The organism is Brachybacterium vulturis, from assembly GCF_043641765.1.
Taxonomy (GTDB): Bacteria; Actinomycetota; Actinomycetes; order Actinomycetales; family Dermabacteraceae; genus Brachybacterium; species Brachybacterium vulturis_A.
In genome coordinates this window covers 96,597-112,800 of record NZ_JBHZRO010000008.1, presented here as the reverse complement: position 1 = coordinate 112,800, position 16,204 = coordinate 96,597, and the positions used below count along the sequence as shown (strand labels likewise).

The window sequence follows — 16,204 nt, the reverse complement described above, 5'->3', positions numbered from 1 at the left end:
AGCTCAGGCCGGTGGCGCCGCCGAGCCGCCGAGCCGGGCCGTGATGCCGGCAGCCGCCTCCGCGCAGGCCTCGCACAGCTCGGCCAGTCGCTCCCGGTCCACGCGGTAGCGCGGGGCCGCGATCAGCAGCGCACCGACGAGATCGCCCCGGTGGTCCCGCACGGCGGCCGCGACGCCCACCTCATCGGGGACCGTGAGCCCGTCGTTGACGGCGCACCGCTCGTCGTCATCGCGGGAGAGCGCGGCCAGCGCCTCCTCGTCGGTGCCGAGACGCTCGAGGGCGGCGGCGCGGGCCTCTCCGCTCAGCTCCCGCAGGAAGATGCGTACGGAGCTCGAGGCGGGCGTCTGGTACCGGGTGCCGAGCTCGACCGCGTGCTTGACGGCCCGCCGGGAGGGCACCTGCTCGACGGTCGCCGCCCCGTCGCCGTCCCACAGCAGCAGCGAGCTGGTCTCCTCCGTCGCCTCGGTGACCTCGGCGAGCACCGGCGCGGCGGCGCGGCGGATGTCCAGATCGGACAGCAGCGAGCCCGCGACCTGCAGCAGGCCGAGGCTCAGGCGGTACTTCTGGGAGTAGGGATCCCGCTCGACCAGCCCCTCGGACTCCAGCGTGGGCAGCATCCGGGAGACCGAGGACTTGTGCAGCCCGACCTGCTCGGCGATGTCGACCACACCGAGAACCGGGTGCTGGGCCGTGAAGCAGCGCAGGATCGCCATCGCCGTCGCGACGGGGGACCCGCTGCGCACGGGGCTCTCGTTCCCGGTGGTGCTGACCATCGCCTCTGCTCTCCCTGTGACCCGCTGGACTTCCGTGGATCCTACGCGTCCGCCGCCCGACGGGCCTCGTGCATCGGGTACGCGACGGCGTGCTGACCTCTGCGCTCGACGGGCTCCATGGGCTGCCTCCTGGGCGGGCTCGGCTCTGCGGGGACGACGACAGGGCTCCGCCGCTGCGGAGCCCCGTCGTCGCGGGATCGGCGTGCCGGGCGGGCGGTCAGGCCGGGATGATGTTGTGCTCGGGACCGAAGGGGAACTTCGTGATGTTCTCGGCACCGTCCTCGCCGACCACGAGGATGTCGTGCTCGCGGTAGCCGCCGGCGCCGGGCTGCCCCTCGGGCACGGTGATCATCGGCTCCATGGAGACCACCATGCCGGGCTCGAGCACGGTGTCGATGTCCTCGCGCAGCTCGAGGCCCGCCTCCCGACCGTAGTAGTGGGACAGCACGCCGAAGGAGTGGCCGTAGCCGAAGGTGCGGTTCGGCAGCAGCCCGTGGCCGACGTAGATCTCGTTCAGGGCGTGGGCGATGTCCTTGCACACGGCACCGGGCTTGATCAGCTCGAGGCCGGCGCGGTGCACCTCGACGTTGACGTTCCACATCCGCAGGGACTCCGCGTCGGGCTCGCCGAAGAAGAGCGTGCGCTCGAGGGCCGTGTAATAGCCGGTGGGCATCGGGAAGGCGTTCAGGGAGAGGATGTCGTGCTCCTGGACCTCCCGGGTGGTGGCCCAGTTGTGGGCGCCGTCGGTGTTGATGCCGGACTGGAACCAGACCCAGGTGTCCCGGATCTCGCGGTGCGGGAAGGCCTTGGCGATCTCATGGGTCATCGCCTGGGTGCCGGCGAGGGCGACCTCGAACTCCTTGACCCCGGCATGGACCGCATCCTTGATCGCCTGGCCGCCGATGTCGCCGATCCGTGCGCTCTCGCGGATCACGGCGATCTCCTCCGCGGACTTGATCATCCGCTGGCGCATGGCGGCCTGGGAGACGTCCACCAGCTCGGCGCCGGAGAAGGTGTCCTGGAGCTGCTGGCGGGTGAGCAGCGGGACGGTGTCGTCCTCGATGCCGAGGCGCTTGGGGCTGTTCACGCCGCGCTGGGCGAGGGCCTGCTGGAGGGCGAAGTAGTAGTTGTCGCGCCGCCAGTCGGTGTAGACCAGGTTCTCGCCGTAGCTGGTGCGCCAGGGCATCCCGGCGTCGATGTTGGCGCTGATGGTGCAGGTGTCGTCAGCGGTGACGACCATGCCGTAGTTGCGGCCGAAGTAGGTGAACAGGAAGTCCGAGTAGTACTTGATGCCCTGGTAGCTGGTGAGGATCACGGCGTCGAGCTCCTTCTCGGCCATGATCCGGCGCAGTCCGCTCAGGCGGCGCTCGAACTCGGCATCGGAGAAGGTCAGCTGCTGCTTCTCGCCGATGTGCAGGGTCTTCAGGCGCTCCAGCTCGGAGACGGAGCTCGCGGTGGTGGGGGTCGTGGTCATGGGGTGCTCCTATCGGGCTGCCGCCGGTGGCGGCCATCGGGTGCGGTGGCTTCTCTGCCTCGCAGCTCATGAATTGCATTCAGCGCAACTGCGTTGCGTTCATTGTGTGTGGTGTGACGGGTCACGTCAAGCGGTGCCGAGCTCCCGCCGCAGATCCGTCGCGAGATCGTCGGTGACCTGCTCGAACAGGAGTCGGCCCTTCTGGGCGTCGGAGCCGTCGGGCGCGGAGAGGCACCCGGTCTCCGGGGTGCGCTCGGCGACGACCGGCAGCCGATCGAAGCGCGGCAGGCTCGCCGGCGGGTGGCTCACGGCGCGCTCCATGTCCACCAGCTCGGGGCGCAGGTGCAGCATCAGCGAGGTCTCCAGGACACCGCCGTGCTCGATGTCCCAGCCGGGGAATCCGCCGGGGTACACCTCTGCCAGGGTCTGCTCGGAGACGTAGTCCCAGTAGGACAGCAGCAGCACCGACGGCGCCGGCCCTCCCTCGCCCCCGATCCCGGCCGCGCGGAGGTCGCCGAGCGCGAGATCTGCCGCCTCGAAGAGGAACTGGTAGTTCTCGAAGTGCCCGTTGAGCACGACCACGTTCTGAACGCCCTGGGACAGGAAGCCCGTGAGCACGCAGCGCGCCTGGGCGATGAGGGCGGCGGCGTCCAGGCTGATCGTGCCCGGCAGATGGTCGCCTCCCCCGGACTTCTGCTGGGACTTGAAGCCGTAGGTGAGCGGCTCGGCGACCTTCGCCCCGGCCCTCTCCGCCACCGCCTCGGCGAGGGTCGTGGACAACAGGGAGTCAGTCCCCATCGGCAGGTGAGGGCCGTGCTGCTCGAAGGCCCCGGCCGGCACGATCACGGTGGACCCTCCCCGGGCCACCCACTCCCGGTAGCGGTGGGCGTCCAGATGGGCCAGCCGGACCGGCTGCTGTGCTGCGGTGTCAGGCACGGTCTCGTGTCCTCTCGTCAGGGTCTCGTCGCATAGGGGTTCTGGGGTTCGGTGAGGGTTCCCTCCCCGACGCCGCGGCGCGGGTCGGGGCGCGGGATGCCGTGCTCGTCCACGGTGTCGTCCTCCTCGCAGTGGCGCGGATCATTGATCTGCTTCTCCAGCTGGCGCACCGACTTGTTGCGCGAGCGCAGACGCCGCACGAGGTTGATGATCATCAGCAGGATCACGAAGGAGAACGGGAAGGCGCCGATGATGGTGCCGGTCTGGACGGTGTCGACGACGTTCACGCCGCCGAGGGCGAGCAGCAGCACCGCGACGGTGCCGATGCTGGCCACCAGGATCACGCGGAACAGGGGACCGGATCTCCTCGGCGCCGAGACGAACTCGGCGAGGGCGTAGGTGCCCGAGTCGAGGCTGGTGACGTAGTAGGTGGCCACCAGGATCGTCGCGACCACCAGCAGCAGACCGCCCACCACCGGGACCATCCCGAGCATCGAGAAGAGCCCGGCGGAGGTGTCCTCGGCGACATCGGCGGAGACGGTGCCGCCGGAGAGCCCGTCGTAGTAGTTGCCGGCGGAGCCGATCACGGCGACCCAGACCATCACGATCAGCGTGGGGATGACGGTCACGCCGAGGACGAACTCACGGATCGTGCGGCCGCGGGAGATCCGCGCGATGAATCCGGCGACGAAGGGGGAGAAGGCGATCACCCAGCACCAGATGAAGACGGTCCAGATCCCGTTCCAGCTCTCCGACCAGTCCCCCAGCGGCGCAGCGGCACCCTCCGCCCCGGTCCAGAAGCTCATCGGGATGAAGTTGTAGAAGAACGAGCCGAAGGTCTGCGACAGGTTGGACAGGATGTACACGGTGGGGCCGAAGACGAACACCCCGATGACCAGCACGATGCTGAGCACCGAGTTCAGCTCGCTGATGCGCTTCATGCCCTTGTTCACGCCCAGGAAGGCGGAGACGGCGGTGAGACCGCCGAGCACCACGATGACGATGAACCACACGACGGGGCCCGAGGCGATACCGGTGACCGAGGTGAGTCCGGAGCTGAACTGCATGGCCGCGAAGCCGAAGGAGGTGGCCAGGCCCAGCACGGTGGCGATGATCGCCAGCAGCTCGATGACGACGCCCGCCGGACGCTGGGCGCGGGCGGGGAGCAGGTCCACGGTCGCCTCCCGGAAGGTGAGGGTCTTACCGAGGTTGTGATGGGAGTAGGCCAGGCAGATGGCGACCACGCAGTACATGGCCCAGGCGGTCAGACCCCAGTGGAAGTAGGTCCACACGATGCCGCCCTGACCGGGGTTCCCCGCATCCGCGACCACCGGCGCGCCGTCCTGCAGCAGGATCGGCTCGGCGATCGACCAGAAGATCAGCCCGATCCCCTGGCCGCAGGCGAAGAGCATGGAGTACCAGGCGAACTTGCCGTGCTCGGGACGGGCCTTCGGGCCGCCCAGCCGGATCGACCCCATCCGGCTGAGGCACAGCCAGGCGCAGACACCGAAGGCGATCAGCGAATAGGCGACGAACCACCAGGTGAAGCCGCCGGTGACGAAGGTGCGCAGCCGACCGATGACCGCGGCGGCGCCATCCGGGTCCACGATCACCGCGATCACCGCGGCGAGGATGAGCAGCGGGGGCAGCACCATGATGATCCCGCGGTCCAGCGGCGGGATCAGCCGGCCACGGAATCTCGGGAGGATGACCGGGCCGGTCTCGGTGCCGCCCTCGGGCGGTGGGCTTTGGTGCTCCGGGTGATCGGGGGTAGACATCTGGACATCCTCCAACGGCGTCGTCGTGGGCTGGGCCCTCGGGATGGAACGGGGTGGCACAGGCGATCGGGCTCAGCGTTGCATTTCCGGCAACCCGGTTGCGCTGAATTCTGGCAGTGACGGACCTCACGGTCAACCCGTGCGAGAGCATTCCGGCTCGGCCCGCCACCCGGGAGCGATCGGCAGGTGATCAGGCGGCCTGCCGCCGCAGCTCGTGATGGGCGGTCTCGCGGGCGATGAGCACTGCGATCAGGGAGACCGCGGCCGCGGCCATCAGGTACCACGCGGGGGCGATCGTGCTGCCGGTCATCCCGATCAGCAGCGTGGCGACGAACGGAGCCGTGCCGCCGAAGATCGCATTGGACAGGTTGAAGCTGATGGCGAAGCCCGAATAGCGGACCTCGGTGGGGAACAGCTCGGCGAGGAAGCTCGGCAGCGTGCCGTCGTTGAGGGTGAGCATCGCGCCCAGCAGCACCTGCACCAGCAGGATCACCAGGAAGGAATCGGTCTCCAGCAGGAAGAACGCCGGCACCGTGAGCACGATGAAGCTCACCGACGCGCTGATCAGCACCTTCCGCCGCCCGAAGCGGTCCGAGAGCAGGCCGGTGAGGAAGATGAAGCCGATATAGGTGAACAGCGCGACCGTGGTGGCGATGTAGGCGCGGGTATCGCTCAGGCCGAGCTCGGTCGACATGTACACCGGCATGTAGCTGAGGATCATGTAGAAGCCGACGGCGTTGAGCAGGACCGCGCCGGAGGCGAGCAGCCCGGTGCGCCAGTAGGTGACCAGCAGCTGCTTGGTCGGCGCCTTCACGACGTCGTCGCCCTTCGCCAGGGCCTGGAACTCGGGGGTGTCCTCGAGCTTGTTCCGGATGTACCGACCGATCAGGCCCATCGGCGCCGCGAGCAGGAACGGCAGGCGCCATCCCCAGGACTCCATCTGGGGATCGGTCAGCGTCACGCTCAGCAGCGAGGCGATCAGTGAGCCGAGGAGCAGGCCCGTGGCGGTGGAGGCCGGGACCACCGCGGCGTACATGCCCCGTCGGCGCGGCGGCGCGTACTCCACGAGGAAGGCGGAGCTGCCGGCGTACTCGCCGGCGGCGGAGAAGCCCTGCACCAGGCGCAGCACGAGCAGCAGCAGCGGGGCGAGGAAGCCCACGGCCTGATACGAGGGCAGCAGGGCGATGAGGAAGGTCGCGCCGGACATGATCAGGATCGACCAGGCCAGCGCCGTCCGCCGACCGACCCTGTCCCCCAGGCTGCCCCAGAAGAACCCGCCGATGGGGCGGATGAGGAAGGAGATCGCGAACAGCGCATAGGTGGACAGCAGGGCGACGCGCGGGTCGCTCTCCGGGAAGAAGACGACAGCGATCGTGGTGGCGAGGTAGCCGTAGACGGCGTAGTCGAACCATTCTACGAAGTTGCCGATGAAGCTGGCGACGACCACCTTGCGTCGGGTCTGCGGGGTGACGCCGGTGCCGTCGTTGGCCCGCGAGCGCCCGCTCAGGCTCCGGGATTCCGTGTCGGGGGAGCCGTCGACCGGGGTGTCTGCGTCCTGGGGAGCAGTGGACATCATCGTCCGCCTCTCTATCGGTTGCCTTGCATGCAACTGGGTTGCGTAGAACCTAGGTGCGGCCGGGACCGACGTCAAGGGATCGGCACGAAGGGTTCTTCGCGCCCCCTTTTCCGCGGACCGGGCCCCTCGGGTCCGATCACGCGGAAAATCCTCAGATGACCTGGCGGACCATCGCGTCGAAGTGATGGATGTGATCGAGCGTCAGCTGCTCGGCCCGATCGGCATCGCCGGCGAGGATCGCCTCCAGCAGCGCGATGTGCTCGCGGACGTGCACGGACACATCGGGCAGCCGGTCGACCATGGCGCTCCAGATGCGGGTGGCGAGATTGTCGAGCCGGATCAGGGAGTCCTCGAGGTGGGGATTGCCCGCGGCACGGTAGATCAGGCGGTGGACGGCCAGATCCGCGGCCAGCGCCTCGCGCCAGGGAGAGCCGTCCGCGAGGTGCGCGACACTCTCGTGCGCCTCACGCAGCGCCTGGCGCACCTCGGGATCGGCGCGCAGGGCCGCCTTGCGCGCGGCCAGCGGCTCCAGCAGCTCGCGCACCTCGGACACCGTCGCCAGCTCGGTGATGTCGACCCCGGTCGCGAAGGTCCCGCGGCGCGGGTAGGAGACCACCAGGCGGTCCACCTCGAGCCGCTTGATCGCCTCCCGCAGCGGGGTGCGGCCGACCTCGAGCTCCTCGGCGAGGCGACTCTCCTGCAGGGGATCGCCCGGGGCGATGTCGAGCACGACCAGGCGGTCCCGCAGTGTGCGGTACGCCCGTTCGGCGAGCGAGAGGGCGGGATCGGCGTGCACGGGCAAGGAGGTCATCGCAGCCTTCCTGAGGTGTGGACGATCGCGGACGGGACCTGGGGCGCCGCGGGGGCTTGACGTCGCGCGAGCACCATCATACGGTGTGCCAGGAACTGATATATCAGTTGTTCATTACGGGTACTTCAGGAGTTGCAATGACGCAGACCACTGCCACCACCGGCACCGTCCCGGCCGAGCTCACCCGCAGCCTCGCCGATCTCGACCCGGAGGTCGCCGGTCACATCGACGCCGAGCTGGCCCGCCAGCGCGAGGGTCTGGAGATGATCGCCTCCGAGAACCACACCGCCGCCGCCGTCATGCAGGCGCAGGGCTCGGTGCTGACCAACAAGTACGCCGAGGGCTACCCCGGCAAGCGCTACTACGGCGGCTGCGAGCACGTCGACGCCATCGAGACGCTCGCGATCGAGCGGGCGAAGACCCTGTTCGGCGCCGCGTTCGCCAACGTCCAACCCCACTCCGGGGCCCAGGCCAACGCCGCGGTGATGCATGCGCTGATCCGGCCCGGGGACACGGTCCTGGGCCTGGAGCTGGCGCACGGCGGCCACCTGACCCACGGCATGCGGATCAACTTCTCCGGGCGGCTCTACGACATCGCGGCCTACGGGGTGGACCGGACCACGCACCTGGTGGACATGGACGAGGTCGCGCGCCTGGCCCGCGAGCACCGCCCGAAGCTGATCATCGCCGGCTGGTCGGCCTACCCCCGCCAGCTCGACTTCGCCGCCTTCCGGGAGATCGCCGACGAGGTGGGTGCCTACCTGATGGTGGACATGGCGCACTTCGCCGGCCTGGTCGCCACCGGACTGCACCCCTCCCCGGTCCCCCATGCGCACGTGGTCACCTCCACCACCCACAAGACTCTCGCCGGCCCCCGCGGCGGACTCATCCTCACCAACGAGCCGGAGATCGCCAAGAAGGTGCGCTCGGCCGTCTTCCCCGGCCAGCAGGGCGGTCCGCTCGAGCATGTGATCGCCGGCAAGGCGGTGGCCTTCAAGATCGCCGCGACCGACGAGTTCCGCGATCGCCAGCAGCGCACCCTCACCGGCGCCGCGCTCCTGGCCGAACGCCTCACCCGGCCCGATGTCACCGCGCACGGGATCACGGTGCTCACCGGCGGCACCGACGTGCACCTGGTGCTCGTGGACCTGCGCGACTCGCCGCTGAACGGGCAGCAGGGAGAGGACCTGCTGGCCGCCGTCGACATCACCGTCAACCGCAATGCGGTGCCCTTCGACCCCCGACCGCCGATGGTCACCTCGGGGCTGCGCATCGGCACCCCCGCCCTCGCCAGCCGCGGATTCGACCGGGACGACTTCCGTGAGGTCGCCGACCTCATCGCCGAGACCCTGATCGCCGGCGCCCGCGCCGCGACCGGTGACGGCGCGGAGGTCTCCGTGGACGACGCGGTGCTGTCCGGCCTGCGCGACCGCGCCCGCGGCCTGGCCGCCGCCCACCCCCTGTACCCCGACCTCACCGAGATGGGAGCCTGACATGGCCGAGCTGCTTCCCGAGCACCCCGAATTCCTCTGGCGCAACCCCGAGCCCGCCGCCGGCTACGACGTCGTCATCGTCGGCGGCGGCGGCCATGGCCTGGCCACCGCCTACTACCTGGCCAGCGTCCACGGGATCACCAACGTGGCGATCCTCGAGAAGGGCTGGCTGGCCGGCGGGAACATGGCCCGCAATACCACGATCATCCGCTCGAACTACCTCTGGGACGAGTCCGCCGGGATCTACGAGCAGGCCCTGAAGCTGTGGGAGGGATGGCCCGAGGAGCTCGAGTACGACTTCCTGTTCTCCCAGCGCGGCGTCATGAACCTCGCCCACACGCTGCAGGACGTCCGCGACTCCGAACGGCGCGTGTACGCCAACCGCCTCAACGGGATCGACTCGCAGTGGCTGAGCCCGCAGGAGGCGCAGGAGGTCTGCCCGATCCTCAACGTCGCCGACGACATCCGCTACCCCGTCCTCGGGGGCACCTATCAGCCCCGCGCCGGCATCGCCAAGCACGATCACGTCGCCTGGGCGCTGGCCCGCAAATGCGACGAGATGGGCGTGGACATCATCCAGAACTGCGAGGTCACCGGGTTCGTCAAGGACGGCGACCGGGTCGTCGGCGTGGAGACCGACCGCGGACGCATCAACGCCGGCAAGGTGGGGCTCGCCGCCGCCGGCAGCTCCTCCCTGCTGGCCGACCTGGCGGGGTTCCGCCTGCCGATCCAGTCCCATCCGCTGCAGGCGCTGGTCTCGGAGCTGTTCGAGCCGGTCCACCCCACCGTGGTGATGTCCAACCACGTGCACGTGTACGTCTCCCAGGCGCACAAGGGCGAGCTGGTCATGGGCGCCGGGGTCGACACCTTTAACGGGTACGGCCAGCGCGGCTCCTTCCACGTCATCGAGGAGCAGATGGCCGCCGCGGTCGAGCTGTTCCCGATCTTCGCCCGCGCGCACGTGCTGCGCACCTGGGGCGGGATCGTCGACACCACCCTCGACGCCTCCCCCATCATCTCCACCACACCGATCGACGATCTCTACGTCAACTGCGGTTGGGGCACCGGCGGATTCAAGGCCACCCCGGCGGCGGGCATGACCTTCGCCCACACCATCGCCACCGGCTCGCCCCACCCCCTGAACGAGGCGTTCACCCTCGAGCGCTTCGAGACCGGCCATCTGATCGACGAGCACGGCGCCGCCGCCGTCGCCCACTGAGGAAGGAGCACCCGTGCTGCTCATCGACTGCCCCCACTGCGGACCCCGCAACGAGGTCGAGTACGCCTACGGCGGCCAGGCCCATGTGGCCCGGCCGGAGGACCCCTACGCGCTCACCGACCGCGAGTGGGCCGAATACCTCTTCTACCGTGACAACCCCCGCGGCGACTACGCCGAGCGCTGGCACCACACCGGCGGCTGCCGGAAGTGGTTCAACGCCATCCGCGACACCGCCACCTACGAGTTCCGCGCCACCTATCCGGCCGGCTCCGCACGCCCCGGCACCGGGCCGGGCCCCACCTCGCACGAAGGAGTGCAGCCGTGACCACCACCCGCCTGGATCCCACCCGCGCTCCGGGGCACGGCATCGACCGTGACCGCGAGATCACCGTCCTCGTCGACGGCACCGAGCTCACGGGCTACGAGGGCGACACCGTCGCCAGCGCCCTGCTCGCCGCCGGGCGCCCCGGCTGCGGCCCCTCCCTCTACCTGAAGCGCCCCCGCGGGGTGCTCACCGCCGGGCTCGAGGAGCCCAGCGCCCTGCTGCGGGTGCGCGGCACCCGTGCCGGAGAGGTCGACGAGTCGATGCTCCCGGCCACCACCGTCGGCATCCGCGAGGGGCTCGAGGCCGAGCACCTCCAGGGCATGGGCGTGCTCGACCCCCGCCGGGACGAGGCGCTGTACGACCACCGGTACGTCCACACCGAGGTGCTGGTGGTCGGGGCCGGCCCGGCCGGTCTGGCCGCCGCCCGGGCGGCCGCCGCGAGCGGTGCCCGCACCCTCCTGGTCGACGACCAGGCCCGCGCCGGGGGCTCCCTGCTCGGCGACCGGACGGCCGCCATCGCCGGCGGCGACGCGCTGACCTGGGTTCAGCAGACCCTGCAGCAACTGGCCGCCGCCGAGGAGTTCACCTATCTGCCGCGCACCACCGCCGTCGGCAGCTATGACGAGAACTTCGTGGTCGCGGTGCAGCATCGCACCGACCACCTGCCCGCCACGGACCGGCCCGGCGTCTCCCGGCAGCGGGTCCACCACATCCGCGCCGCTCGCGTGGTGCTGGCCACCGGCACCCACGAGCGTCCGCTGGTGTTCGCGGACAACGACCGTCCCGGTGTGATGCTCGCGGGCGCGGTGCGCACCTACCTCAACCGCTATGCGACCGCCTGCGGCAGCCGCACCGTCATCGCGACCACCAACGACAGCGCCTACACCCTGGTCGAGGACCTCGTGCTGGCGGGTCTCGAGGTGGCCGCCGTGATCGACTCCCGACCGGAGCCCTCCCCGTCCGCGCAGGCCGTGCTCGACGCGACCGGGGTGCGGAGCCTCCCCGGCGCCGCCGTGGTCGGGACCGCGGGGGACGGATCCACCGGCCACCTCAGCGCGGTCGAGGTGCGCTCCCTCGACGCGGACGGCGCCCCCCAGGGCGCGAGCGAGCGGATCGAGGCCGATCTGCTGGCCGTCTCCGGCGGGTTCTCCCCCGTCGTGCACCTGCACAGCCAGCGCCAGGGCCGGCTGACCTGGGACGAGGAGCTCGCGGCCTGGCTGCCGGTGGACACCGTCCGCGGCCAGCAGATGGCCGGCGCCGCCGCCGGTGCCTGGACGCTCGCCTCCACCCTGGCCGACGGCACCGCGGCGGGCCTCCGGGCGGCGGAGGCCACCGGCTTCTCCTCCACGCTGCAGGCCCCCGACGCTCCCGCCGCCGAGGTGGGCACGTTCCGCCCGCTGTGGATGGTGGCGGGGCCCGAGGGCGGACCGGAGACCTGGACCACCCACTTCGTGGACCTGCAGCGCGATCAGACCGTCGCCGACGTGGCCCGCGCGATCGGCGCGGGAATGCGCTCCGTCGAGCACGTCAAGCGCTATACCTCGATCTCCACCGCGAACGATCAGGGCAAGACCAGCGGCGTCAACGCCTCCGCCGTGATCGCGGCGCTGCTGGGGCACGAGGGCCCGGCCGAGGTGGGCAGCTCCGGGTTCCGCCCGCCGTACGCCCCGGTCGCCTTCGCGGCGCTCGCGGGCAGGCGCCGCGGCGCGCTCTACGACGCGGCCCGGCTCACCGCCGTCCATCCCTGGCATGTCGCCCACGGCGCCGTGTTCGAGGACGTCGGCCAGTGGAAGCGCCCCTGGTTCTTCCCCCGGCCCGGGGAGGACATGGACGCCGCGGTGCTGCGCGAATGCGCGGCGGTGCGCACGTCGGTCGGCTTCCTGGACGGCACCACGCTGGGGAAGATCGAGATCCGCGGCGCCGACGCCGCCGACTTCCTGGGCCGGGTGTACACCAACGGCTTCAAGAAGCTGGCGATCGGCAAGGGCCGCTACGGGCTGATGTGCACCGAGGACGGCATGCTGTTCGACGACGGTGTGACGATGCGCCTGGCCGAGGACCACTTCTTCATGACCACCACCACCGGTGGCGCGGCGAAGGTGCTGGACTGGCTGGAGCAGTGGCACCAGACGGAGTGGCCGGAGCTCGACGTCACCTTCACCTCGGTCACCGAGCAGTGGACCACCATCGCCGTGGTCGGACCGCGCTCCCGTGACGTGATCGCGAAGCTCGCCCCCGGACTGGATGTCAGCAACGACGCCTTCGGGTTCATGGAGTTCAAGGAGCACACCCTGGCCTCCGGGATCCCGGCGCGGATCTGCCGCATCTCCTTCTCCGGGGAGCTCGCCTTCGAGATCAACGTCGAGGCGTTCTACGGGTTGGCCGTGTGGGAGGCCGTCGCCGAGGCAGGGGCGGAGTTCGACATCACCCCCTACGGCACCGAGACGATGCACGTGCTGCGCGCGGAGAAGGGTCTGGTCATCGTCGGCCAGGACACCGACGGCACCGTCACCCCGCAGGACGCGGGCATGGAGTGGGCGGTCTCGAAGTTCAAGGACTTCCTGGGCAAGCGCTCCTTCCAGCGCCAGGACACCGCCCGCACCGACCGCAAGCAGCTGGTGGGCCTGCTGCCGCTGGACCGCACCACGAAGCTGCCGGAGGGCGTCCAGATCATCGAGAGGAGCACCTCCGTCACCCCCGACGAGGGTCCGGTGCCGATGATCGGCCAGGTCACCTCCTCGTACCGCTCCGCGGTCCTGGATCGCACCTTCGCCCTCGCCCTGATCCAGGACGGGCACCAGCGCATCGGCGACATCGTCCGCGCCCCGCTCGGGGACCGCCTGGTGGACGCCGAGATCACCTCCCACATCCTCTACGACCCCGAAGGGAAGCGCCGTGATGGCTGATCGCACCCTGTCCCCGTTCACCGCCGCCCAGGCCGACCCGGTGCTCAGCACCGAGGAGGCCACCGCCCTGCTGGAATCTCGCCCCCCGGACGAGCTGCGCCGTTCCCCCGTCGCCCATCTCGCCGCGGCGATGGCGGCCGCCGAGGTCACCGGCGAGCGCTCGGTGGCCCTGCGTGAGCTCCCGTTCACCCTCCAGATCGGACTGCGCGCCGAGATCGGCACTCCGTCCGCCCAGGCGCTGGAGGCGGAGCTGGGACTCGAGCTGCCTCGGCACCACGGCAGCACCACGGGGGACGCCGACGGCCTCCACGTGCTCTGGCTGGGGCCGGACGACTTCCTGGCCGTGGACGTCTCCCGGACCCAGCGCACCGGCGATGAGCAGCCCTTCGCCGCGGCGCTCGAGGGGATGCCGGGGCTCGCCGTCGACCTCTCCGGCAACCGCACCGTGCTGGAGCTGAGCGGCCGCAGCGCCCGCGCAGTGCTGGAGAAGAGCTGCCACGCGGACCTGCATCCCCGGGAGTTCCCCGTCGGCACCGGGATCGTCACCGCCCTCGGCACCGTCCCGGTGATCCTGCATCGCAGCGCCGAGGAGACCTTCCGGATCCTGCCGCGGGCGTCCTTCGCGGACTTCCTGGTGCGCTGGCTGCTGGACGGCATGGAGGAGTTCGGGAGCGAGGCGCTCCCATGAGCCTGAGCGTGCTGGACCTGTTCTCCATCGGGCTGGGTCCGTCCTCGTCCCACACGGTCGGTCCCATGCGGGCCGCCCGCCGCTTCGCCCGGGAGCTGGGCGACGGCGGCGCGCTGGCCGGCACCGCGGGCGTACGGGCCGAGTTCTACGGCTCGCTCGCGGCGACCGGGGTGGGCCACGGCTCCGACTCCGCCGTGGTGCTGGGCCTGGCCGGCCGGGATCCCGAGACGATCGGTGCCCAGGAAGCGCCGGAGGTGATCCGCGAGGTCGAGGAGTCCGGCCGCCTCGCCCTCGACGGCACCCACGACATCGACTTCATCCGCGAGCGCGATGTGGTGCTGCATCAGGGCAGCTCGCTGCCCGGCCATCCCAACGGGATGCGTCTGAGCGCCCTGGACGCCGAGGGCGAGGTGCTCACCTCCCAGGAGTACTACTCCGTCGGCGGCGGCTTCGTGGTCACCGCCGAGGAGCTGGAGAACCCGGTGCCGGAGGCGCTGGAGACCCCGGAGCCCTTCCCCTTCGCGGACGGCGCCGAGCTGCTGGAGCGCTGCGAGGCGACGGGCACCTCGATCGCCGAGGTGATGCGGGCGAACGAACGGACCCGGCACTCGGACGCGGAGATCGACACCGCCCTGCTGGACGTCTGGGACGTGATGCAGGAGTGCGTGGAGAACGGCTGCACCCGAGAGCAGGAGTCCTTGCCCGGACCGCTGCAGACGAAGCGTCGGGCCCCGGCGCTGCGGCGCCGGCTGCGGGAGCTGGAGGCCGCGGGCCCGGGACTGGGCAAGCACGCCACGCTCGCGGAGCTCGAGTGGGTGAACCTCTACGCGCTGGCCGTGAACGAGGAGAACGCCTCGGGCGGCCGCGTGGTCACCGCCCCGACCAACGGCGCCGCCGGGATCATCCCCGCGGTGCTCCACTACGCGATCCGCTTCCTGCACGGCGCGGCGGAGCCCGCCGTGGTCGAGGAGAAGGTGCTCGAGTTCCTGCTCACCGCCGGCGCGATCGGCACGCTGTTCAAGCGCAACGCCTCGATCTCCGGCGCCGACGTCGGCTGTCAGGGCGAGGTGGGCTCGGCCTGCTCGATGGCGGCGGCGGGGCTGTGCGCCGTCCTCGGCGGGACCCCGACCCAGGTGGAGAACGCGGCCGAGATCGGTCTCGAGCACAACCTGGGACTGACCTGCGATCCGATCGCCGGTCTGGTGCAGATCCCCTGCATCGAGCGCAACGCCATCGCCTCGGTGAAGGCCATCAACGCGGCCCGGCTGGCGCTGGCCGGGGACGGCAGCCACCGGGTCTCCCTGGACCAGGCGATCCGCACGATGCGGGACACCGGACGGGACATGATGTCGAAGTACAAGGAGACCTCGCTCGGTGGCCTGGCCGTGAACGTGGCGGTGAACATCCCCGAGTGCTGAGAGGCCCGGGTCACCCCGCCGCGTCGCGCAGCTCCTCGAGCCGGGCCGGGTCCATCAGCGCGGTCCAGCGCCGACCGGAGTCGATCAGGCCCTGCTTCTTCCAGCGGCTCATCACCCGCGAGACCGACTCGGGGGTGGAGCGGGCGAGCCCGGCGAGATCCGCGCGGGACAGCGGCACCTCGAGCATGATCCCCTCGCCGCCGCGGTCCTCGCCGAGCTTGTCCGCCAGGCGCAGCAGGGTGCTCGCGACCCGCTGCTCGACGGTCGCGGTGCCGTGGGAGCCGACGTCGGTCTCGGCCCGGGCGAGACGGGCGGCGACGTCATCGAGGACTCGCAGGGCGATGCGCGGCTGCTCGGCCAGGACCGTGCGGAACGCCTCCTGATCGATGCGCAGCACACAGGTGCCCACCAGCGCCGAGGCGGTCTGGTGGTGGAACGGCTCCCCGAGCGAGCTCATCGACCCGAACAGTTCCCCGGGGACCAGGAGGTCGGTGACCGTCTCCGTGCCGTCGGCGGTGACCTGGGAGAGCTTCACCCGGCCCTCGGCGACCACAAAGAGCGACTCCGCCGGTTCGCCGGCCCGGTAGATCGGGGTGTCCGGGGAGAAGGTCAGGGTGCGCATCCGCGCATCGATGCGGTCCAGCTCCGGCTCGCCCAGGCCCCGGAAGTAGGGCGCGCGGGCCAGCACGTACAGCCGTACCGGCCGCGGGCACTCGTGCGGCAGGGCGATCTCCGTGAGCGGGATCGTGCGCCGGCCCTGCGGGGCGGGCCCGGCGGACGGCTCCTGGGTACTCATGCGACGACTC

Annotated in this window: 13 protein-coding genes; 6 read left to right on the top strand and 7 right to left on the bottom strand. The window is 70.8% G+C overall.

All coding sequences use genetic code 11. The features are described 5' to 3' along the window. Positions 1–3: 3 nt before the first annotated feature. The 6 genes from ACHUEU_RS08315 to ACHUEU_RS08290 all read right to left on the bottom strand — a co-directional run bounded on the left by ACHUEU_RS08315 (position 4) and on the right by ACHUEU_RS08290 (position 7,349). Positions 4–774, bottom strand: coding sequence for an IclR family transcriptional regulator (locus ACHUEU_RS08315; RefSeq protein WP_394215454.1), 771 nt, complete (start codon positions 772–774; stop codon positions 4–6). A 217-nt stretch (positions 775–991) separates the two neighbouring features. Then, positions 992–2,248, bottom strand: coding sequence for an aminopeptidase P family protein (locus ACHUEU_RS08310; protein ID WP_394215453.1), 1,257 nt, complete (start codon positions 2,246–2,248; stop codon positions 992–994). A 126-nt stretch (positions 2,249–2,374) separates the two neighbouring features. After that, the gene (locus ACHUEU_RS08305; RefSeq protein WP_394215452.1) at positions 2,375–3,184 is read right to left on the bottom strand and encodes a creatininase; all 810 of its coding nucleotides are present in this window, start codon (positions 3,182–3,184) and stop codon (positions 2,375–2,377) included. A 17-nt stretch (positions 3,185–3,201) separates the two neighbouring features. Further along, positions 3,202–4,962 (bottom strand): BCCT family transporter, encoded by a 1,761-nt coding sequence (locus tag ACHUEU_RS08300; RefSeq protein WP_394215451.1) that lies wholly within the window; start codon positions 4,960–4,962, stop codon positions 3,202–3,204. Positions 4,963–5,152: 190 nt separating this feature from the next. Beyond that, a complete protein-coding gene (locus tag ACHUEU_RS08295; RefSeq protein ID WP_394215450.1) occupies positions 5,153–6,538 on the bottom strand; it encodes an MFS transporter in 1,386 nt (461 codons plus the stop codon). Positions 6,539–6,689: 151 nt separating this feature from the next. Beyond that, positions 6,690–7,349, bottom strand: coding sequence for a GntR family transcriptional regulator (locus ACHUEU_RS08290; RefSeq protein WP_394215449.1), 660 nt, complete (start codon positions 7,347–7,349; stop codon positions 6,690–6,692). 137 nt (positions 7,350–7,486) lie between these two features. On the opposite strand from ACHUEU_RS08290, the gene glyA reads away from it, so the two are divergent. The 6 genes from glyA to ACHUEU_RS08260 are packed head-to-tail and all read left to right on the top strand — an operon-like array spanning position 7,487 to position 15,398. Then, positions 7,487–8,842 carry a serine hydroxymethyltransferase gene (gene glyA / locus ACHUEU_RS08285; RefSeq protein ID WP_394215447.1) on the top strand — a complete coding sequence of 452 codons (1,356 nt, stop codon included), beginning with the start codon at positions 7,487–7,489 and terminating at the stop codon, positions 8,840–8,842. A 1-nt stretch (position 8,843) separates the two neighbouring features. After that, positions 8,844–10,061, top strand: a complete 1,218-nt coding sequence (locus tag ACHUEU_RS08280; RefSeq protein ID WP_394215446.1) for a sarcosine oxidase subunit beta family protein — start codon at positions 8,844–8,846, stop codon at positions 10,059–10,061. A 13-nt stretch (positions 10,062–10,074) separates the two neighbouring features. Then, positions 10,075–10,386: a sarcosine oxidase subunit delta gene (locus ACHUEU_RS08275; RefSeq protein ID WP_394215445.1), complete on the top strand. Its 312-nt coding sequence runs from the start codon at positions 10,075–10,077 to the stop codon at positions 10,384–10,386. Next, positions 10,383–13,292 carry a 2Fe-2S iron-sulfur cluster-binding protein gene (locus ACHUEU_RS08270; RefSeq protein ID WP_394215444.1) on the top strand — a complete coding sequence of 970 codons (2,910 nt, stop codon included), beginning with the start codon at positions 10,383–10,385 and terminating at the stop codon, positions 13,290–13,292. Before ACHUEU_RS08275 ends, ACHUEU_RS08270 begins: the two co-directional genes overlap by 4 nt. Next, positions 13,285–13,980: a sarcosine oxidase subunit gamma gene (locus ACHUEU_RS08265; RefSeq protein WP_394215443.1), complete on the top strand. Its 696-nt coding sequence runs from the start codon at positions 13,285–13,287 to the stop codon at positions 13,978–13,980. The genes ACHUEU_RS08270 and ACHUEU_RS08265 overlap by 8 nt, the downstream gene beginning before the upstream one ends. Continuing rightward, positions 13,977–15,398 carry an L-serine ammonia-lyase gene (locus ACHUEU_RS08260; RefSeq protein ID WP_394215442.1) on the top strand — a complete coding sequence of 474 codons (1,422 nt, stop codon included), beginning with the start codon at positions 13,977–13,979 and terminating at the stop codon, positions 15,396–15,398. Before ACHUEU_RS08265 ends, ACHUEU_RS08260 begins: the two co-directional genes overlap by 4 nt. A 10-nt stretch (positions 15,399–15,408) precedes the next feature. Here the strand turns inward: ACHUEU_RS08260 and ACHUEU_RS08255 are convergent, their stop codons facing one another. Next, positions 15,409–16,194: a Crp/Fnr family transcriptional regulator gene (locus ACHUEU_RS08255; RefSeq protein ID WP_394215441.1), complete on the bottom strand. Its 786-nt coding sequence runs from the start codon at positions 16,192–16,194 to the stop codon at positions 15,409–15,411. Positions 16,195–16,204 lie beyond the last annotated feature (10 nt).